The sequence below is a fragment of the Arthrobacter sp. Y3221159 genome, assembly GCF_059089885.1.
In genome coordinates this window covers 20,552-38,687 of the sequence record NZ_JBNHFC010000025.1, presented here as the reverse complement: position 1 = coordinate 38,687, position 18,136 = coordinate 20,552, and the positions used below count along the sequence as shown (strand labels likewise).

Below are 18,136 nucleotides of genomic sequence, written 5' to 3'. Positions count from 1 at the left end.
CCCCCCCCCCCCCCCCCCCCCCCCCCCCCCCCCCCCCCCCCCCCCCCCCCCCCCCCCCCCCCCCCCCCCCCCCCCCGTCATGAGCATCAGAGGAACTGCGATATGGACCGGATCATGCAAATAAGCTACTGCGCCAGGCTACGGATATCTTCACGTCGCTTCGGCAATGCCAAAGGGCCATGTCGATTATCATCTGGAGAGTGCAGCCCTTCCGCTTCTCGGCCAAAAATGCGCAAATCTTGATCATAAATTGATTTTTGCGGTCGAGGTGATTCTCTTCCGCGTCACACACGGTCGTAATTATCAGGGAACGCACAGCTTCGGCTTCATGTGTGGTTATAGTTTGTTCTTGGGGGCGAACCTGTCATTTGTTTGATGCAGGGCTAAATCTGAGTGATAACGCAGGCAGACAATCCACCAGAGAAATTAGCCAACAACTTAGACAGGATTTGCAATGACAGATAACACAACATTGCCCGAAGCGCAGCGAGACGGCAAAGCTCAAGCCGCAGCCGATAAGGCATACCGCAAAGCAACTCGCCCGTGGTTTAAAAAGAAGCGCTTCATAATCCCGCTGGCCCTTGTATTGGTTTGGATAATTTCGTCGATTGCCAACGGCGGCAAGGACGATACAGCAGCTAATGTCACTCCTGCGGTAGACGCATCGTCGGCAGCGGCACCTGCTGCGGCACCAGCACCAGCACCAGCAGCATCAGAAGCCCCCGCAGCGGCCGCGCCACCCGCCCAGGCTGCGGCTCCCGAGGCTGTGCCGGTTGACGCGGCCACGCTACTCGCTGACTTCAAGGGCAACGAGGCCGCTGCCGACGCGAAGTACAAGGGGAAGGTCCTGCAGGTCACTGGCAGCGTCGATAAAGTTGACACCGAGTTCCTTGATAAGGACCAGTACGTCGTACGGCTCGACAACGGCGACCAGTACAGCTTCTTGACGGTCAACTGCAATGACGTGGTGGCTGCGAAAGCAGCGACTGTTGTGCCCGAAAGCACGATCACGGTTCGGGGAACGTTCCAGGACGGCGGCGACCTCGGCGTCGAGTTAAAGTCCTGCGAGGTCCTTTAGCCAGAGCTCCCATTCTCGTTGGTCCAAGGCCTGCCTCTACTAGGAGGGGCAGGCCTTGGCTGTTCTTGCAACGGCAGCATGATCGGCTGAAGCGGGAAGGAAACCTTCCAGAACTTTGCGCTGGTCTTCAGACGAGCCAGGGCGCCGGAGGCATCAAGACTCCAGGCACGTTACATGCTGCTGCCCACCCAGTTATTCCATGTGCCAGTTCAAACACGTTCAGCGACGGCGTTGGTCGAGCAATGTTACTTAGATCAATAGGAAAGAATGAATTTCAAAGCTCTAGCGCTTGTCACCGTCGGCCTCGCTTTCTTGACGAGCTGCGGGTCACCGTCTGCGGCCCCTGCTGGTTCGTCGCCATCAGCATCGCCGGTCGCCACTTCGACCGCTACTCGCACCCAAAAACCAACGCCAACCCCTACCCCAACTTCAAAAGTTCCCATTGCTCAGATAGGGGATGTGGCAGTTAAGGAGGAATCCAAATCAAGGTAACCTCAGCGGTAGCCTCTCCAACGGTGACGCTGAACACCTCCAACTACCGTTCGGGTAGTGGATATGAAACGTATGAAGATGTGCCAGCGCAGGCCGGAGGGAAGTACATAATCGTCACTTCCCTAGTCACCAACAACTCCATGGCTCCTATCGACCTGACTTGTAGCTATCCCATCGACATAAAGACGTTCAACTCGGCTTCTCAGGTTTACAGTCCGATCGAGGACAATCGGAAAATAAAAGACAACCCCGAATGCAATGCCCAACTGCAGCCGGGCTTCGAGTCGCCAATGACATGGGCATTCATGGTTCCCGACAAGACCACGATATTAGGCGCGGTATTTGAGGAAGTTGACTTCTCGTCAAGTAAGAAGTCAGATCCGACGATTATTTCCTTTGGTGCTGGAGTCTGACTCCCACTGGAACAGGACCTCTGGCAGTACCTTGAAGGTCCATCGCTACGGGGCCCTTTATGTCATAGCAATGTGGCTAGCAGGATCTTATTTGCGTGCCGACCCCTGTCGGTAATCCTTTTACATCGCTAACCTTGTGCCGACTAGTGACTTTAGCTTGGGGGTAAGTACGTGCGTGAACACTTGGCGACACTTGGCATCCTAGTGCGCCGATTTTTAGAGCGTGAGCTGCCAGCTCTTGGGCCGGAGTGGTGGAATCAGGGCGTCCTAGCCAAACTTACCTATCAGCAACGAGCATTGGTCGATGAGAACGGCTGGACGAGTCTGGCGGAGCTGGATGTGGCAGCCGTTCTCAGGGTTGTGGATCAGAACTGGGATTTGTTTAGAGGGAAGAACTTAGTCAAATGGGACGACCGCAACTGGTTGAAGGAAGCCTCCAGTGTCAGGAACCGCTGGGCTCACGACGCACCGGGTCGCGAGCCCAGCTTGGATCGTGCCTACCGAGACCTGGACACACTCGCGCTCCTAGCTAATGCTCTTGACCCAGGAAGTTTAGAGGCAGAGCAACTGGCGAGCGCCCGGACAGCAGCCCTAAAGGGACTTGCTCCTGCACCGTTTGCGGGGTCCGATTCGGTACCTGCCCCTGCGCCACCCGTGCCTACTCGATTTACACCGGGAGCCATCGTCCGGGTCAGGGCACGGCCGGAACTGACAGGTGTCGTCACACATGTCGAAACCTCGGGCCCGCAACTCCGACTGACCGTTTTCCACGGCCAGATGACGCAGACCTACTTCGAATCACAGGTTGAAGTCGTTGAGACGACATCGGGTGAGCACATCGTGGCCGAGGAGCTCACGGCACGGCTTACAGCCGCTCACGTTCTTCATCCCTCAGTAAACAGGCTTTACTCGCTCAACACCGGCCGCATCGAGTACGAGCCCTATCAATACCGGCCCGTCATGAAGCTGATCAATGCCGATCGTCCGCGACTCCTGATTGCAGATGACGTCGGCGTCGGCAAGACGATCGAGGCGGGCTTAATCATCAAGGAGCTGCAGGCGCGCCAGCGGCTTGACTCGATTCTGGTGATCTGCCCCAAGCCGCTGGTCGTGGAGAACAAGTGGCGGAGCGAGTTGAAGCGCTTTGACGAGGACTTCGCGCACCTGGACACGGAGATGCTGCGCCATTGCATCGATGAGACCAGAGCAGAGGGGCGCTGGCCCTCGCGATACAGGAAAGCAATTCTCCCGTACTCGTTGCTTGACGAGAAACTCCTCCTTGGCGATGACACTCGGCGCAAGCCCCGACCAGGGCTGGTTTCACTCCTCCCGCCGGTCAAGTTCGACTTAGTGATCGTTGATGAGGCGCACCACGTTCGGAACAGTGAAACCTGGAGTCACAGGGTCGTAAAACATCTTTTAGATACCGCAGAAGCGGCTGTGCTCATCTCCGCGACACCGATCCAGACAGGCAGCGAGGATCTGCGGACCCTCCTACGATTGCTCCGGCCAGACACGTTTGTCGACAACCAGACGTTTGACCTGATGCGCGAACCCAATGCCTACCTCGCTAAAGTCGAGAGCGCTGTCCGGATCGCGGCGGACGACTGGCAGAACCTAGCGCTGGATGCTTTGGCGGGGGCGCTTGAGACACCGTGGGGAAGCCGAGTCCTGCGCACGAACCCTCGGACACAGGAAATCCGCGACCTCTTGGACCAGGAGCAAGTCGCGGATCACGAGCGCGTCAAGGCCCTGCGACTCGCGCAGTCACTCAACACGTTCTCCGGTCTCATCAACCGAACACGCCGCCGGGATATTGGTTCCTTCACCACGCGCAAGTCGGAAACGTTCGAAGTTGATTTCACGCCGGATCAAGCTGCAGTTCACAGAGATCTGCTGGACCTTGCCGGCCGTATCTCGACAAGCAGGGGGCATGGTCAATCACTTGACTTCGTGCTTTCAACCCTGCAACGGCAGGCAGCCAGTTGTCTAAACGGGCTGGCGCCTTTCGTCGAGGACCTCCTCCAGCGCAAGCTTTCCGCGGAGGAGCTGAGCGAGGCCGATGTAGAGGTGGATGAATTGGACTCGTCCATGTTTGATTCGTTCGTAGCCGAAATCAGGGAGATCGCTGCGCGTGCTGCGAGCTTGCAGGAGGACCCAAAGCGCGAACGACTTATGAGCTACGTCGACGAGAAGAAGCGGCTGCCCAATAACAAGCTTCTGGTCTTCAGCACCTTCCGACACACTCTCCGGTACCTACTCGCTCATCTAGAATCTACAGGCGCCCGGGTAGGGCTCGTGCATGGCGGAGTCCCGGACGATGAGCGACGAGACCTCCGTGCTCGGTTCTCAAAGGAAAAAGGGGAAGCCGATGCCCTCGACATTCTGCTGTCTTCCGAGGTGGGTACTGAAGGTTTGGACTACCAATTTTGTGATGCCCTCGTGAACTATGACTTACCGTGGAATCCCATGCGTATTGAGCAGCGAATTGGCCGCATTGATCGCCGAGGGCAGCGGAGCGAATCGATCGCGATCAAGAACCTGATTGTTAGCGGCACCGTCGATGCACTCATTTTCGAGCGGTGCCTAGCGAGGATCGGCGTATTCCAGCGAGCCCTCGGCGGCAGCGAAGCGATTCTCGGCGAGCTCACGCGGGAGATTCGGAAGATCGGCGAAGATCTGACGCTCACTGAGCGTGAGCGCGAGGCCCGCTTGCAGCAGCTCGCGGACAACAGGATCGGCCGAATTCAAGAGCAAGAGGAGCTTGAGGAGCGCGAAAGTGCCCTCTTCGGTCTCCCGTTGAGGAGGCTCGATGCCGAGGGCGTAGAGCAGGCTGCCAGCCCATGGCTCGCATCTAGTCAGCTGGCCCGCCTGGTGCAGCGGTACCTACGTGACCTCGGTTATGACCGAGCGGACTCGCTGTTTGAGCGTCCGCTGGCAGTGCTGCGCCCAAACAAGGATGTCCGCTCTATCCTGTTGGAAGATGCCCGGGCGATCGCATCCGAGAGTGGCTCGCAGTGGCAGCGATGGCTGAGCCGCGGAACAGATCAGTCGAGGAGACTTACCTTCGACCCGAGCCTGGCTGACAGCGACCAGATTGAACTCTTGTCGCCAGTTCACGAGCTGGTACGTGCGGCCGCAGCTCAGCAGGAGGGGTTTGCCCCGGAGACGACCGTGGCTCTGCGTGTGCAGTCGACGGTTGTCCCTGCTGGTCACTACCCGCTTGCTATTCACGCGTGGACATACTTAGGTGCGCGCGATGACTTCGAAGTGGTTGTGACCACCGCCGATCCGATACTCTCCGACGAGTTAACTCGTCTCCTAGTGGAGGCCGTGGACTCATCTTCATCCGCAGGCTCGCATGCTGCTGCTGACCTCGATGAACGGCACTACGAGGCGTGGACTGATTCACGAGCGAAGCACTTAGAGCGAACGCGCGGGCATATCGAGAACCAGCTGGCATCGCTGACAACGACTCACCTTGCCCGAGTCCAACTCCTTGAAGACCAGATCGGAAAGGCGTCGCATGACAACATTCGCCGGATGCGGGAGTCGGAACTACGCTCGCTCGAGGATGACTTTCAAACCCGCCGTAAGAAGCTCGAAATAGGCATCCAACGGAGCGATGTCACCACTTCACTCCTCTGCTCTGGGATCGTCGAGGTCGTTAGTGGTGACTGACCTTACGTTTGAGAGTATCGCGGCCGCTGGGCGCGCCATAGTTGAGGCCCACAAGAAGAAGAAGGGCTTTGAAGCGGGCATTCGCCGGCTTCTCTCCGAGCTATACCCTGACAACGCCCACTTCATATACGAGCTGCTTCAAAACGCCGAGGATGCGAATGCGACCGTCGTCGAGTTTGAGTTGCATGACTCGGGCCTCGAAGTGCGCCACAACGGCTCAAGGCCTTTCTCGCTGAACGACATCGACTCGATCACGAACATCGGTGACTCCACGAAGAAGGATGACCCAACCCAAATAGGCAAGTTCGGAGTCGGCTTCAAAGCAGTCTACTCGTACACTAGTCGGCCCGAAATCAGATCTGGTACGTACTCGTTTGCCATCGAAGACCTCTTTGTAAACGAGCGGATTGACGGCCGTGCCCCTCTGGGGTGGACCACCTTCCAATTTCCATTCAACCGCCAAGAGAAGCCGGCCAATGTTGCCGTTGAAGAGGTGACGCGGGGGCTCGAAGAACTTGACGAGAAGACGTTGCTCTTCCTCAACCACATCACCGCGGTGACCTATACCCTTCCCGACGGAACTCCCGGCATCATCCAGCGCCAGGATCTCGACGACCATGTCATTAAGATTCAGAAGTCAGAAGGTGAGGATTTCGTCGAGTCCCACTGGTTGCGCCTCGTCGGCCCGGCGAGTGTCGAACAGAGCGACGGCTCCCGTGCACTTTCCGTAGCAGCGGCATTCCGACTAGTACTGGGCACGCCGGCGAAGCCTAAGCGTGGGAAGCAAAAGGAAGGAGAGGACGCCCCGGGCGCGCCGCCTTGGTCAATCGTTCCACTGGACCAGGGCGACGTCTCGATCTACTTCCCGGCTGTGAAGGAGTCGTCTGGTCTGAAGTTTCACATTCATGCGCCCTTCGCCTCCACTGTGGCCCGGGACAGCGTCCGCGATGAGCCAGACAACGTCCGTCTTGTTGGAGACATCGCAGCGCTGATCGTCGACGCGTTGCCACGCTTGTGTGATCAGGGGCGGATCGACGACACCTTTCTTGCGACTCTTCCCAATCATGACGATCCCGTAGGCCACCCTTACAACCTCATCCGGGCCGCGGTCGTCCAAGCCTTCAATGAACTTGAAATTACCCCAGCGCGAGGCAGCGGACATGCGCCGGCGAAGTCACTCGTCTCGAGTCCCGGGGAGTTCAGAAACTGGCTGGCAGAGGATGACCTTGAGTTCCTGTTCGACATGGCCGAAATTGAGACGGACCGGACCCCTCGCTGGATCCGCGATCGTGACGGTCGTGCGGGTAAGTTTCTTGGAGGCCTCAACACAATTGAGTTCACCTGGTCCGAGCTGGGAGAAGCCCTTGACAAGGCAATCGACCTCGGCGATCCCGACGATCATTACCTACCGGGATGGCTCGACTGGTTGGCTGCCAAGAGCAACGTCGCGATAGTTAACTTTTACCAACTGCTGGGGCGAGGGTACTCCACCCATCAGTTGAGCGGCCTAGCTCTAATCCCGCTTGTTCGACTAAGTCGCCGGGGCAAGTACGAGCATGTAAAGGGTCCCGACACATATCTTCCGTCCGGCCGCAACGACAACGTCCAGGCACGCGTTCCGACGGAACTCGCGTACTTCGACGACGATGAAGACCAAGCACGCTCGACCAACTTGAAGGCGTTCTACAACGCCGCCGGCGTCCGGCGTTGGGACGAATCGGCGCGGGTCGAGGCGCGGCTGAAGGCATACAAGGCACCAAACCGCCCCATCCCTGATGGAGATAGGCTTACAAAGCACCTCGACGATGTCAGGGCTTTCGCTCGGTATGCCCTTTCAAATCGAGAATCCGCCAGACGCCTCTTTACGAACGTGCCCTTTCTCACCACACTTCAGCCCGACGGCTCAGTGAAGTGGATTTCCCCGAGCGAGAGCTACCTCGACCTTCCCTACAGGGCGACAGGGCTCTCATCCCTCTACCCTTGGGTCCCGTATGTCTACAGGTCCACCGGACAATTTGCGTACTACGGAAAGCCGTATCCAGTGGCCAGCTACTACGTTGAAATCGATGGTTTTGAGGATTTCCTTAAACTCGCTGGTTCCATCGTGGGCATCGAGATAACGGCCAGCAGCGTTTTCGACAACCCACAATTGAAACAAAGGTGGTGGATCAATAACCGCCGAAGTGCGTACACCGAAAAGGTCGACTGGGACATTGAGGGCCTGGACAAGATTATCGAGTCCGGCAATCGGGACCTGATGCGTACCCTGTGGCAGACCGTCGTAAACGCCAAAGCAGAGAAAGCCGGAGCGGTGTATCGAGCGAACAATAGTGCGCCCCGCTACGTCTTCGAATCCCAACTGGCGCAAAAACTCAAGGCTAAAGCGTGGGTGTTCGATAGAAATGGCGATCTGCGGCTTCCCAGAGAGTTGACGACCGATGACCTTCCTGACGATTGGGAACGGCCGACCGCGAGTTCACTTGTGCATAAGATCGACTTCGGTGGGGATGCCGTTCAACGGCGCCAGAAGGAAGAAGGTGTCAGCCACTTCCTGCGGGACGAGGGCCTCGCGGACGACGGCATCGACGTCCTCCGCGAGGCCAAAGAGGCAGGGCTGACTAGCGCCGAACTCAGGGACCTCATCAGGGAGCGGGCGGCGTCCCGCCGCTTTCCTGAGTCGGCTTCCAACGATGCGAGGCGGCGGTCAACAGTGGCTGCGCAAGACGCCATCGGTGCCCCGAACCACCAGACCCAATTGCTGTTGCGAAGCGTTGTTGATGGGCAGAGTCAGGCCGCTCTCGAATCCAAGGGGTACCTGCGCGGGCAGTACACGACAGAGCAGGGCGAAATGTTTTGCCAGGCGTGCCACAAGCCGCTCCCATTTAAGGTGGGAGGCCAATGGTACTTCGAATCTATCCGCTTCATTAACGCGCGCAGGCAGGTGCACACGGCCAACGCTGTTGCGCTGTGCCCGCTGTGTGCAGCGCTGTACAGGTATGCACGTGAAACGAGGAATGACGCTCTTCTTGAGGTACTGGCCAGCACTGAGATTGAGGAGGGCCAGGGTGCCGTCGAGATTCCCCTGGTCTTGAACGGCAAGCGCGTAAAAATCCGTTTCACCGGCAAGCACGCGATCGATCTTCAGGCGGCCCTCGGTGCGGCCGGGGACGAGCGCACGTAAGTCAGTGAGCTTTCGGCCTCGCCCTCGAGCTGTAGGCATCCTTCTCATGCCCAGCTCGGCCTGAGTCATCCCCGGCATCGCACCGTCCGATGGCGGCCTGCTGTAGGACCCCACGCTGCCAGAACAATGAGAATCGAGTTCCTCCGGCAAGCATGGCAACCATAGTTACGCTCCGCCGCAATGGTACTTTGGTCCGAAGGTGGAGCAACCGAGGGGTTGACAGGAGGGGGCATCAGTGGGTGCAGGCTGGGACATAGTGGGCGAGCTGTGGGACAAGGCAACTGGTGGAGCGCGAGTGGCTGCCGAGCCAACCTCCGGAAATAGTGAACATTGGCCTACTGCTCCGAGGCCAGCTGGCATGCAGGAAGCAAGTAACTGGTTTGTGGATTCGTTGCAGCAGCGGACAGTGCCTGCACTTCTTTTCTTCGTCGGAGGCCCAGGTGCAGGGAAATCTCATGCCGCGGCGGAAATAGTTGAACAATTTGAGCCTCTGGATTCGCGGTGGGACGGGCTTGCACACCGAACGTATCGTTATACGACCGGTGCATCCGACGTGCTGCTTATAAATGACGCGACGATCTCCGAAGACTCATCCGGGCGTACTCTACTGGCGGACGACATTGCCGAATCGCTCGAGAATTCCTGTCATCTAATTGCGTGTGTGAACAGAGGCGTACTTGTTGAAGAAGTGTCGTCAATTAGACGGCAAAAATCGGTCCAATTGTCCGCAAGCGAGTACTTGATCTCCTGGCTCCACAAGAAGACAGGTGTGGAATCACAAAAGGTGGGATTGCATTTCCGAAATATTGTTTCTGCGGATTACATCTCCTCCGGAGATCTGTACGACGGGGATATGCAACTAGCTACAGTTTGCGTTGTCTTTGCTGATGTCTGCTCGCTTATGGAAGAGCGACCCGTAGTAAACATCTCTGCTCATGAAGAAAACAGCCTAGTTCTTCACGCCTCACCCTATGAGATCAAACTCTTTACAGAACGTCACGAAGTAGCCGTCGGTTCACTGCCGGCGGGAGCGCTACTCTCTGAAGTCGGCCGAACACTCGCTTCCTCCTTTGCCGGACAGGACATAGGCAAAGATCCAATCACGGCAAACATTCTGTCGCTTAACAATGAATCCGTTCAGGCGGGGTTGCTAAACATCATGCGCGCCGCGGAGATAGTAGCCGGGCAAAAGTTCTCATATCGAGAGTTGTGGGGCGTTTATGTTCGGGCAATTGTGGGGGATCTTCCCGACCAAATTGACCGGTCAAGACTGCAAGAAAGGGCTACCCTTGCCATTCGTGGAACCTCAGAGGGGCCCGTAGATTTTGGGGAATGGCAAAAAATGGGGGACCTTCGCTTCGCGCAAGCTATCTTCGGGGCGAGCGGTTCAGCCAAATCTGATGTTGACCGCAACCCGGTGACGAGACTCACCTGGCAAGTCGATCCTATAAGAGACGCACTTCCCGGTCGCTATGATCCAAACGAACTGGGTGGATGGTGTGACGTCGTAACCGAATCGTTCATGGGACACAGTCTGGATGCCTCGCCGCTGAGAACGCTGCGTCGTAGAACGAAGAGCGACGAGACCTTCGATCAGATCGTCACACCCTTCGATGAGGCTCTTGATTCGGCGTACTGCCAGGTTCTCCGGCAAAAGATCCCGCCTCAGGATCGCCGTAGATATGCGTCGTGGTACGGCGCATACTTGACCCGCCTATATGCGGTTGCCCACGGTATTCCGGCCTTCAGAAACGAGGTATCCCTCTGGACTGCTGTGTGGAATCTACCGGGGGAACTTCCAAGCCAGGTCGAACCTGGCATCCGGGCGCTTCTGACTCCCCTACGCAAACCCGGGCAAGCAGGGTCAAAGTCTTTGATCCCGATCTTTGATAGCCGCACGAATCCCATTCAAGGGACATCGCCAGTGGCAAAGTTGGCGATTTCAACAACCGATCTTGACTTCTCCACTCGAATAGATGGAGAAACTATTTTTTTAGTCCTTCAAGAAAAGTCCCGTGCAATATCGGAGATGACCTTTGATTTTTCCATGGTGAGGGAAGCGCTGGCTGCAGCGGATCAGCATCCCGGCGTCACGGAGCGCACTAGTTCGTCGGCTCCGCGACTAGAAAGGTTTCGTGCAGCGAGGCTGATCCCAGATCGGCTCAGAGAATCCACTCAATTTGTAGCCGTGAAAGACGATTCAGAGTTTCAGTTTGTAGTTTCAGAGAGGGGGCAGTGATGGTCAGGTCAAGAACTTCTCAGCTAGTCCTCCCTCTTCGCAGGCCACAATACTTTGTTGCATCAGAAGTTTTTATCTCTTCCTTAGCATGGCTAGCTTATGATACATCTTTTTCAAAACAGTACAAAAATCTAAATGGATTTGTTTACCGCAAATCGCATGAGGATCTTCGAAGCTTTAAGATTCATTCTTTTATGCCGGTGGATGCCCGTTTATTGGAGTTTGACAAGGAGCTGAAGGCGCAAGGCCTCAAGACGGGTTTCAAGGGAATTAGCGACTACAAATTGGTGCTCGGTGAAGCAGTCTCCACGAGCGTACTTGGAACGAAGTCCCCCCGCAGCAAGTCTCAACCTGCTAGCCCCTTGTCCCCGGCATTCGCGCTAATGCAAAACCTCGCCGGCCTACTAAATAAGAAGGGTCCCGCAGAAGTTGGTCTTATCTTGGAATCCATGTTTGCTCTGGGGGCGCCTTTCGGCTACTCCGGTCCAGGTGCATCCGACTTACTTGCGGAAGCCTATAAATACCGACTAGATGACGACCCACTCCTTCGGGCTATGGACAAGGCTGCGGCCTCAGCGCTCCTGAGACAAGACATCCAGAGAGTGGAGACCGCCCCAATCCACGGGGATCCATGGTGGAGCCGGCAGCTTGCTGGTACCCCGTTCGAATGGTTTTTTGATAAATGGACTCTTATCACAAGCGAGGACTGGGTTACTTCGCTTCCCGCACGTGTTTGGGTCGATTGGGCGACGACCGTGCTGCGGTTGGGATTGGCAATGGGCTACCTCTGGGAGGCGGCATGGTACGAAGCTGTTGCGAGACAAATCTTGAGCGATTCAGTTGAGCCACTCAGCGTTGTCTCCGTCCGTAGTCAAATGAGCGTCCCTTTGGTCTGGAATGCACATCACTTGAGCACAGCGATGCGCGATGTTTCGTCTCCTCTCAAGAAACGTATTGATCGCGGTCACAGTGTTAAGGATTGCATTGAAAGCTGGCAAGGGAGGAACAGTGACACCGACCCATCTTTCGACAGCCAGTTGTCTGCTATGCGCTCGGACAACGAGCTACGCAATTTACTTGTAGAGGCCCTGAATCCGCCGCGGGACATCGGGAAGAACACATGGGAAGCGGTTCAATATGCTCTATCAACCCGCGAAGCGCAGGGAGACTACGCAGACTACTACGGGCTGTTAAGACGTCGGGGAACCCGCTACCTTGAGCCATCCCCTGGCATCGAATGGATTGCCGTTATGGCCAGTCTGGCTTGTCCCGGGCCGAGAGGGGAGTGCGACGCCGGTGACTTACTCCGTGACCTCGGACGGCTCGGCGCCCGTCCGGGACTGCGCGACCTGATCCAATATCTCGAGAGAGCTGGGTTGGCGAGAAATAGTGCAGATGCTGATCAAGGCGTCCTCATAGAAAGTGCTTTCTAGTTGAATCAGAAAACAAGCATACTCGGCAGTGCGGTTGGGTTTCTCCTCGAGGATGGGGACGGACTGCGTGTGGCGTATCTCCCGCCGGGTATAAGTGCTCAGGTGGCGGAGTCTATTGTTCGCGCCGCGAATGTTCGCCACCGCGAAAGAGGTTATTCTGACGAAGCAGGGCAGCCTCTGGCTGTCCTGCTTAGCGACGGGCCAGAGAGGAAGGACGATCCTGAGTGTCTATATTTGAATTCCTCCTCAATTTTGAAGTACCGTCTGCGGCATCGGCTCGTGGTGGTTCTTGGTCAACCCCCGGAACTCGCTTCCTTTGATGGATCATTCTCGGAAGTTCTAGGGCAGGCCTTCCCCGCGTCCAACACGCCGCAACGGTTTAACATGGCCAGCATCGCCCAAGCGGCACTTGCGTTGGTACTGGAGCGGGCCGGCCTAGCAGGCTTTGATTCCCGCGGCCTCGACAGATCTTGGCAGGCACTGGAACGATGTTTTCAGCTTGTCCAGCACGTTGAATTCTCGTTTGGCCAGTCGAACACGCCTTGGAACACAAACTGGTTCAACTGTATCGATCAGGGCCTAAGCAGCCTTGCCGGACTCCTTAAGGCAGCTGCGGTGACGAACTCTGGCGAGAGCCTCAATGATCTGATTGAGCGGTATAGTTTTGCCTGCTTTGGATTGCCTTTGGCCCATCAACAGCGGGGAAGTGCGGCTCTCGGGAAGAAGATTGCAGAGGCTTTCGACAAGTACTGGTCGAGCGAAGAATCAATTATTCTGAGTGCGAGTCAACTTACACATCACCCCGACACACTTACTGATCCTCACCCGATGAAGGACGTTCCGTGGGAAAAGTTTGACCAACGGATGGCAGCCAGCCACAACGGGCTGGATGCGATGCAGTCACATGCTCGTGAGAAGCCGGAGCTTATAGAAGCTCTCGCCAGCTTGACATTACGGCAGTTTCTGGATCCTAGCCACACAGTTGGGACGGAGTCCGAACTAAGGGTTGAAGATCTCGAAGGCCGACTTCTTACGGTTGATATAGATGTTGCGGGGAGCGACTCTTTTCTCAAATCAGTGGTGGCGATGCTGGAATCGGGAAAACATGTAGTTTTGAGTGAAACCGTGCGGCTTCGCGTTCCTCTCAAGGCGATGCCAACCGAGCAGGAACTTGAGCAGACCCAGATTTCCATCGCTATTGAAGGGAAGGCCTATACCTGGATCGGCGGAATTGTAGGTATTGATGCCGATAATCTCATTTTTGAAGGCGCTTTCGCCTTTACGTTGTCCAGTTCCTCCGCGCCGAAGTATTCGATGTCGGTCCGGAGAATCTCTGTCGCCTGCCAGTCGAATGATCCTATGGTCAATATTGTCGATCTGGCTGCTGCTGCGAAGGTCTGCGTGATGCCTCCGCAAGTACCCGCACTAATTTGTATTCCCAGGCGGAAGAACGGATCGGCAGGAAAGGCGATCGCGGTCTGCGCCCAGACGCTATCGTCTACTGCGTCTAGTGATCCTCTAGACCAAGAGCTGGACCGTTCCTACCCAATTTACACAATTTTGGCCCTCAGCTCCGCGGAGTCAGCGACCATCAACGGAAGAATCATGCCTCCGTTGGAAGGGCGTATCGGTGTACATCGATTTGACATTCAACCCAGCGGCGTATTCCACCTTCTTGTTGATGACGAGCCCTTCACTTTGTATGTTCCGGACACCAGCGCAAAATTCGAATCACCCATTTTGGCAGCGATAGAACAGCAGACCGTGGATGCGCAGGAGATTCCGCTCGTCGCCAGGGCGACCTTGCAGGGTGAATATGAGCGAATAGTCGGCAAACGCATATTTGAGGACGATTGGGCACGGTCTCTCGGACATATAGCAGTGCCGACGCACTCAGAATTCAATTTGGATGAAACGGAATATTTTGGTCCCGCTAATATTGAGACTGCAAAGCCGCTCAATAAGTATTTTTCGAAATTTCCAAAGTTTAGAGTTTCGGCAGAACTGACCGAATCGAACGAGTTGAAGCAATTTGTACAGTGCTTTAATAATCTTGCTATTTCGGCAAGCTTAACTGCCGTTGGCCCATCCGGCCCGGCGCATTTTTGGCCGTCGAGAGTCTCATGGCGCTTCCTATGTGAGGAGGAGAGCGGGGTTGCCCTGAACGATTACCTCACCGCTTACTCGCATCTTGTTCAGAAGGCTAAAGACCTCGGTGATACGTATGGGATTTTCTGGGCGTCTTATCCATTCAGCGTCAGTATTTGGGACGAGACTCAGCCTTTTGATTGCAGTGCCGTACTCCTTAGTCCCCTTCATCCGATTCGTCTGGCCTGGGTGGCATCCGTCGAAGATGCATTGTGGGAGTCCGAGCTTGCGAAGGTACTTGCGGGCACGGTCGAGGGTTGGAATCTTCCATTTTTCGGCCCGGGCAGTTCTCAGACGGATAAATTGGTAGCAATCCCTTCGGACTCCGGCCCGGGCCAAATGTTCCTAGGGTGGTCGATGCTGGTCCCCGCCCCGCTTGGATCTCCAAGACCACTAAGAGCTCCAACTCAAGTGGGAACATTCCGAGTTGGTAGCTCGTCGAGCGGTCTAACGGGCGGCGCGACGACGTCGGCAATCAGGAACTACCTCCGACTGAACTCGCATGTGAGCACCTTGACTGTGGATCTTGCAGGTTCGGTGCCTAGCTCCCGTAGCGTTGAGGTCGACGATGCGGTACTTGATGAGATTGAGCTGTGGGTTACTAACGATGACTCGCCGCTGTCCGGCGGAGTCCGCGTTTGGGACTCGTTGGCGCGCGTTGGCCCTCCTCCTATACAAAGGCTTCTCGACGAAGCGCAACGGGCACCTCGTACTCCGCTATCTTGGAAACGCTATGCAAATAATCAAATGATGCCGATTTCCTGCGATATTCGTTTCATGAGCGATTCAGGTAGCCTAGTAAGTTACCGCGAAACTGCTGGAAATGATCGCGGTGTATTAGCGACTGTTCCTCTGCGACGATTTGAAGTGCATTCCGAATCTCAAGACCACAGTTTTCTTTCCGAAGCGAGACCTGGTCTTATCCAAGAGACAGGATGGGACGAGTTGCGAACAGCAGTTCGAGCAATTGAATCCAGTTCCCTTGGGCCGACCATCCAATCGGAACTGGCTCCGCAATTATCGGATGCCGACACCGCTGCTTGGACCGTCTCGGGTGAGTCCTTCTTGAGCCCTTCATCCATGGTGGATTTACTGGAGCAGAGCAGTGGCGGGCGGCAAATGTTGTGGGAATGGCGCCCACCGTTTCTGGATGTAGCCGCAGGAGAGCCTATCAAATTAGAGCGCAGGCCCTTTATCAGCGTCACCAGAGTGCCAGAGAGCTTCCGCGACGAAGTGGGAGCCCTTTTGACGCGAGCCCTTGGGACCGAAGCTGACGAGCTTTTGGTGTCTCGGGTCCTTGGCGTCCTTGGCTCCCGGGGAATCGGTTTGTCGTCGCTCTTGGCAATGGGTGGGACCCATGCATCTGGTGCGATCGGATTCTACTTGACTTTAGCCCTTTCCGATGCGGCGGTGGATGAAGATATGGATATTTTCATTCTTCCCCTTGATGCTTGTGACGCATTTTTGAATGCTCTCGCCGGTGACTCCAGTGTGGACACTTCTAATAGGCGTGCTGATCTCCTTGTGCTGAGGTGCAACGGTTCACGGCTCTCGCTGGCCCCAATCGAGATCAAAAGTTACAGATTAGATTCAAAGGAAACCCGCCCAACCCTCCTTCCACGTGTTGATTCGGGAGGGCTCAATGAAGCAGTGGAGCAATTAGCGTCCTCCACTGCTCTTCTGAGAAGAATGGGAGAGTCTTGGAACAGGATTCGTTCCGAAGGGACGAATGCGGACAAAATGCTGTGGGCTAACGGCCTTGCAGCTCTGGTGGAAGCGAGCCTCAAGCTACAGCCGGCCAGGTCGAGTCAGCACGAACGCATGCGACGCATGTTCGCGCGGCTGCTCGCCGGAGACGTGGAGATCCAGGCTGGTAAGGGCCTTATCGCCTACTTTGCGCATCAAGGAGTGGTCGACTGGGACACTCAAGGCGATTTCGGCGTTTCAGAGCCGTTCGGTGAGCCGGACCGGGACGGGAGTGTGCGCGCGTTTACGGCGAACACGGGCGCTGCGCTGATAGATGCTGGGAGGACCGACTCCAAAATGTCTAAGGCTTGGAGGCATTTATTGGAGTGGGCAACCACCCCAGAGCTGGACGATGATTCTAGTGCAACCTCTGGAGGCGGCTTGAGTGGAGGACTTGCGGAAGCTACTCGAGAAAAATTTGAGAAAAAGGTTGTTGTTGAAGGAACGCAGGGGCCCAGCCTCCCTGAAGCCAGGACTGCCCCTGAGGAATCAAAGTACTCCGTGACGAACGAAGGCGACGGACTGGAAGGCGACGGTGGGCAGGAAAAGCTAGAGAATAATGGCGATGGAGTGCGAGTGTCAGTCGGCAAGCTCATCGATTCAGTGGGCCAGGGTGACGCGGTCTTTTGGCCCGGAAACACTGATCTGCACCAGATGAACGTTGGTGTGGTTGGGGACCTCGGCACAGGAAAGACTCAACTCTTGTTGGCGCTTATTCTTAAGATTCGCTCACAAGCTAAGAAGACACAGGATAATCCCGTCTCATTTCTGATTTTTGATTACAAAGGCGATTATCAGAAACCCGACTTCCTTGAGAAGGTGGGTGGACTGGTTCTTGAGCCGGAAGACATACCTCTGAATGTCCTATCTCGACCTGGTAGCGACAGCTCGCGCGAGGCACACAGGCGCGCAATGGAGTTTTATGACATCATGCAGAAAATTTACAAGAACTTAGGCCCTGTACAACGACAGAGGTTAAGTCGGGTTCTCCGCCAGCTTTTTTCTGAAAATGAAGGCAATGCACCAACTCTCGGTCAAGTACTAGAGGCTTATGAGCTTGATGCAGGAGCGCCTGATTCGATTAGCTCCATACTCTCGGATTTTGTATATGGCGGTGTTTTCAGCGAAAATTCTGATGACCTTTGCAGCTTTGACGAGCTAATTCGAGACCGCGTCCTCGTGGTGAACCTTAAAGGGCTTGGAACAAACCAGCAGATGAAGAATGCACTTGTGGTGCTCTTTCTTAATTTGTATTACGACTACATGTTGAGGTCGCAGAAGTGGCCATTCACGCCGGGTAATACGATTACTCAGGTGCGTAGTTTGAATTCTTTCTTACTCGTGGATGAGGCTACGAACATTATGGAGTACGAATTTCCCGTTCTGGAACAGTTGCTACTTCAGGGGCGTGAATTTGGTTTTGGAGTGATTTTGGCATCTCAGTACCTAACACACTTCAGCTCGTCGGGAACAAATTATGCTGAGCCTCTTCGCACCTGGTTCATCCACAAGGTACCCCAGGTAACCCAGAAGCAGTTGGCTTCCCTTGGCCTCCCGGAGGTCAGCCAACAGACGGCAGCGCGGATTCCACACCTGCCAAATCACCATGCTTTCTATATCTCCCTAGGCTATCCGGGTGAGTTTGTCAGAGGTTACACATACTTTGAGATGTAAGATGAGTGCTCTGCCTGGACCGTCACGGCGTCCGGGCCTGCGCACGCTCCC

7 protein-coding genes are annotated in these 18,136 nt (G+C 55.8%); all 7 read left to right on the top strand.

Translation table 11 applies throughout. The features are described 5' to 3' along the window. Positions 1 to 454 precede the first annotated feature (454 nt). The 7 genes from AC5RT3_RS19050 to AC5RT3_RS19020 all read left to right on the top strand — a co-directional run bounded on the left by AC5RT3_RS19050 (position 455) and on the right by AC5RT3_RS19020 (position 18,085). Positions 455 to 1,078, top strand: a complete 624-nt coding sequence (locus AC5RT3_RS19050; protein WP_494124944.1) for an OB-fold protein — start codon at positions 455 to 457, stop codon at positions 1,076 to 1,078. A 515-nt stretch (positions 1,079 to 1,593) separates the two neighbouring features. Continuing rightward, positions 1,594 to 1,983, top strand: coding sequence for a hypothetical protein (locus tag AC5RT3_RS19045; RefSeq protein ID WP_494124943.1), 390 nt, complete (start codon positions 1,594 to 1,596; stop codon positions 1,981 to 1,983). A 171-nt stretch (positions 1,984 to 2,154) separates the two neighbouring features. Then, a complete protein-coding gene (locus AC5RT3_RS19040; protein ID WP_494124942.1) occupies positions 2,155 to 5,664 on the top strand; it encodes an SNF2-related protein in 3,510 nt (1,169 codons plus the stop codon). Beyond that, complete coding sequence (locus tag AC5RT3_RS19035; protein ID WP_494124941.1) at positions 5,657 to 8,845, top strand: sacsin N-terminal ATP-binding-like domain-containing protein; 3,189 nt, start codon at positions 5,657 to 5,659, stop codon at positions 8,843 to 8,845. The genes AC5RT3_RS19040 and AC5RT3_RS19035 overlap by 8 nt, the downstream gene beginning before the upstream one ends. Positions 8,846 to 9,203: 358 nt before the next feature. Then, positions 9,204 to 11,084 (top strand): hypothetical protein, encoded by a 1,881-nt coding sequence (locus AC5RT3_RS19030; protein ID WP_494124940.1) that lies wholly within the window; start codon positions 9,204 to 9,206, stop codon positions 11,082 to 11,084. Continuing rightward, the gene (locus AC5RT3_RS19025; protein ID WP_494124939.1) at positions 11,081 to 12,517 is read left to right on the top strand and encodes a hypothetical protein; all 1,437 of its coding nucleotides are present in this window, start codon (positions 11,081 to 11,083) and stop codon (positions 12,515 to 12,517) included. The genes AC5RT3_RS19030 and AC5RT3_RS19025 overlap by 4 nt, the downstream gene beginning before the upstream one ends. A 102-nt stretch (positions 12,518 to 12,619) precedes the next feature. Next, a complete protein-coding gene (locus AC5RT3_RS19020) occupies positions 12,620 to 18,085 on the top strand; it encodes an ATP-binding protein (RefSeq protein WP_494124938.1) in 5,466 nt (1,821 codons plus the stop codon). Positions 18,086 to 18,136: the final 51 nt, after the last annotated feature.

Excerpts from the sequence above, each read along its gene's own strand:
- AC5RT3_RS19050 (WP_494124944.1), top strand. The coding sequence starts at position 455 with ATGACAGATAACACAACATTGCCCGAAGCGCAGCGAGACGGCAAAGCT.
- AC5RT3_RS19030 (WP_494124940.1), top strand. The coding sequence starts at position 9,204 with ATGCAGGAAGCAAGTAACTGGTTTGTGGATTCGTTGCAGCAGCGGACA.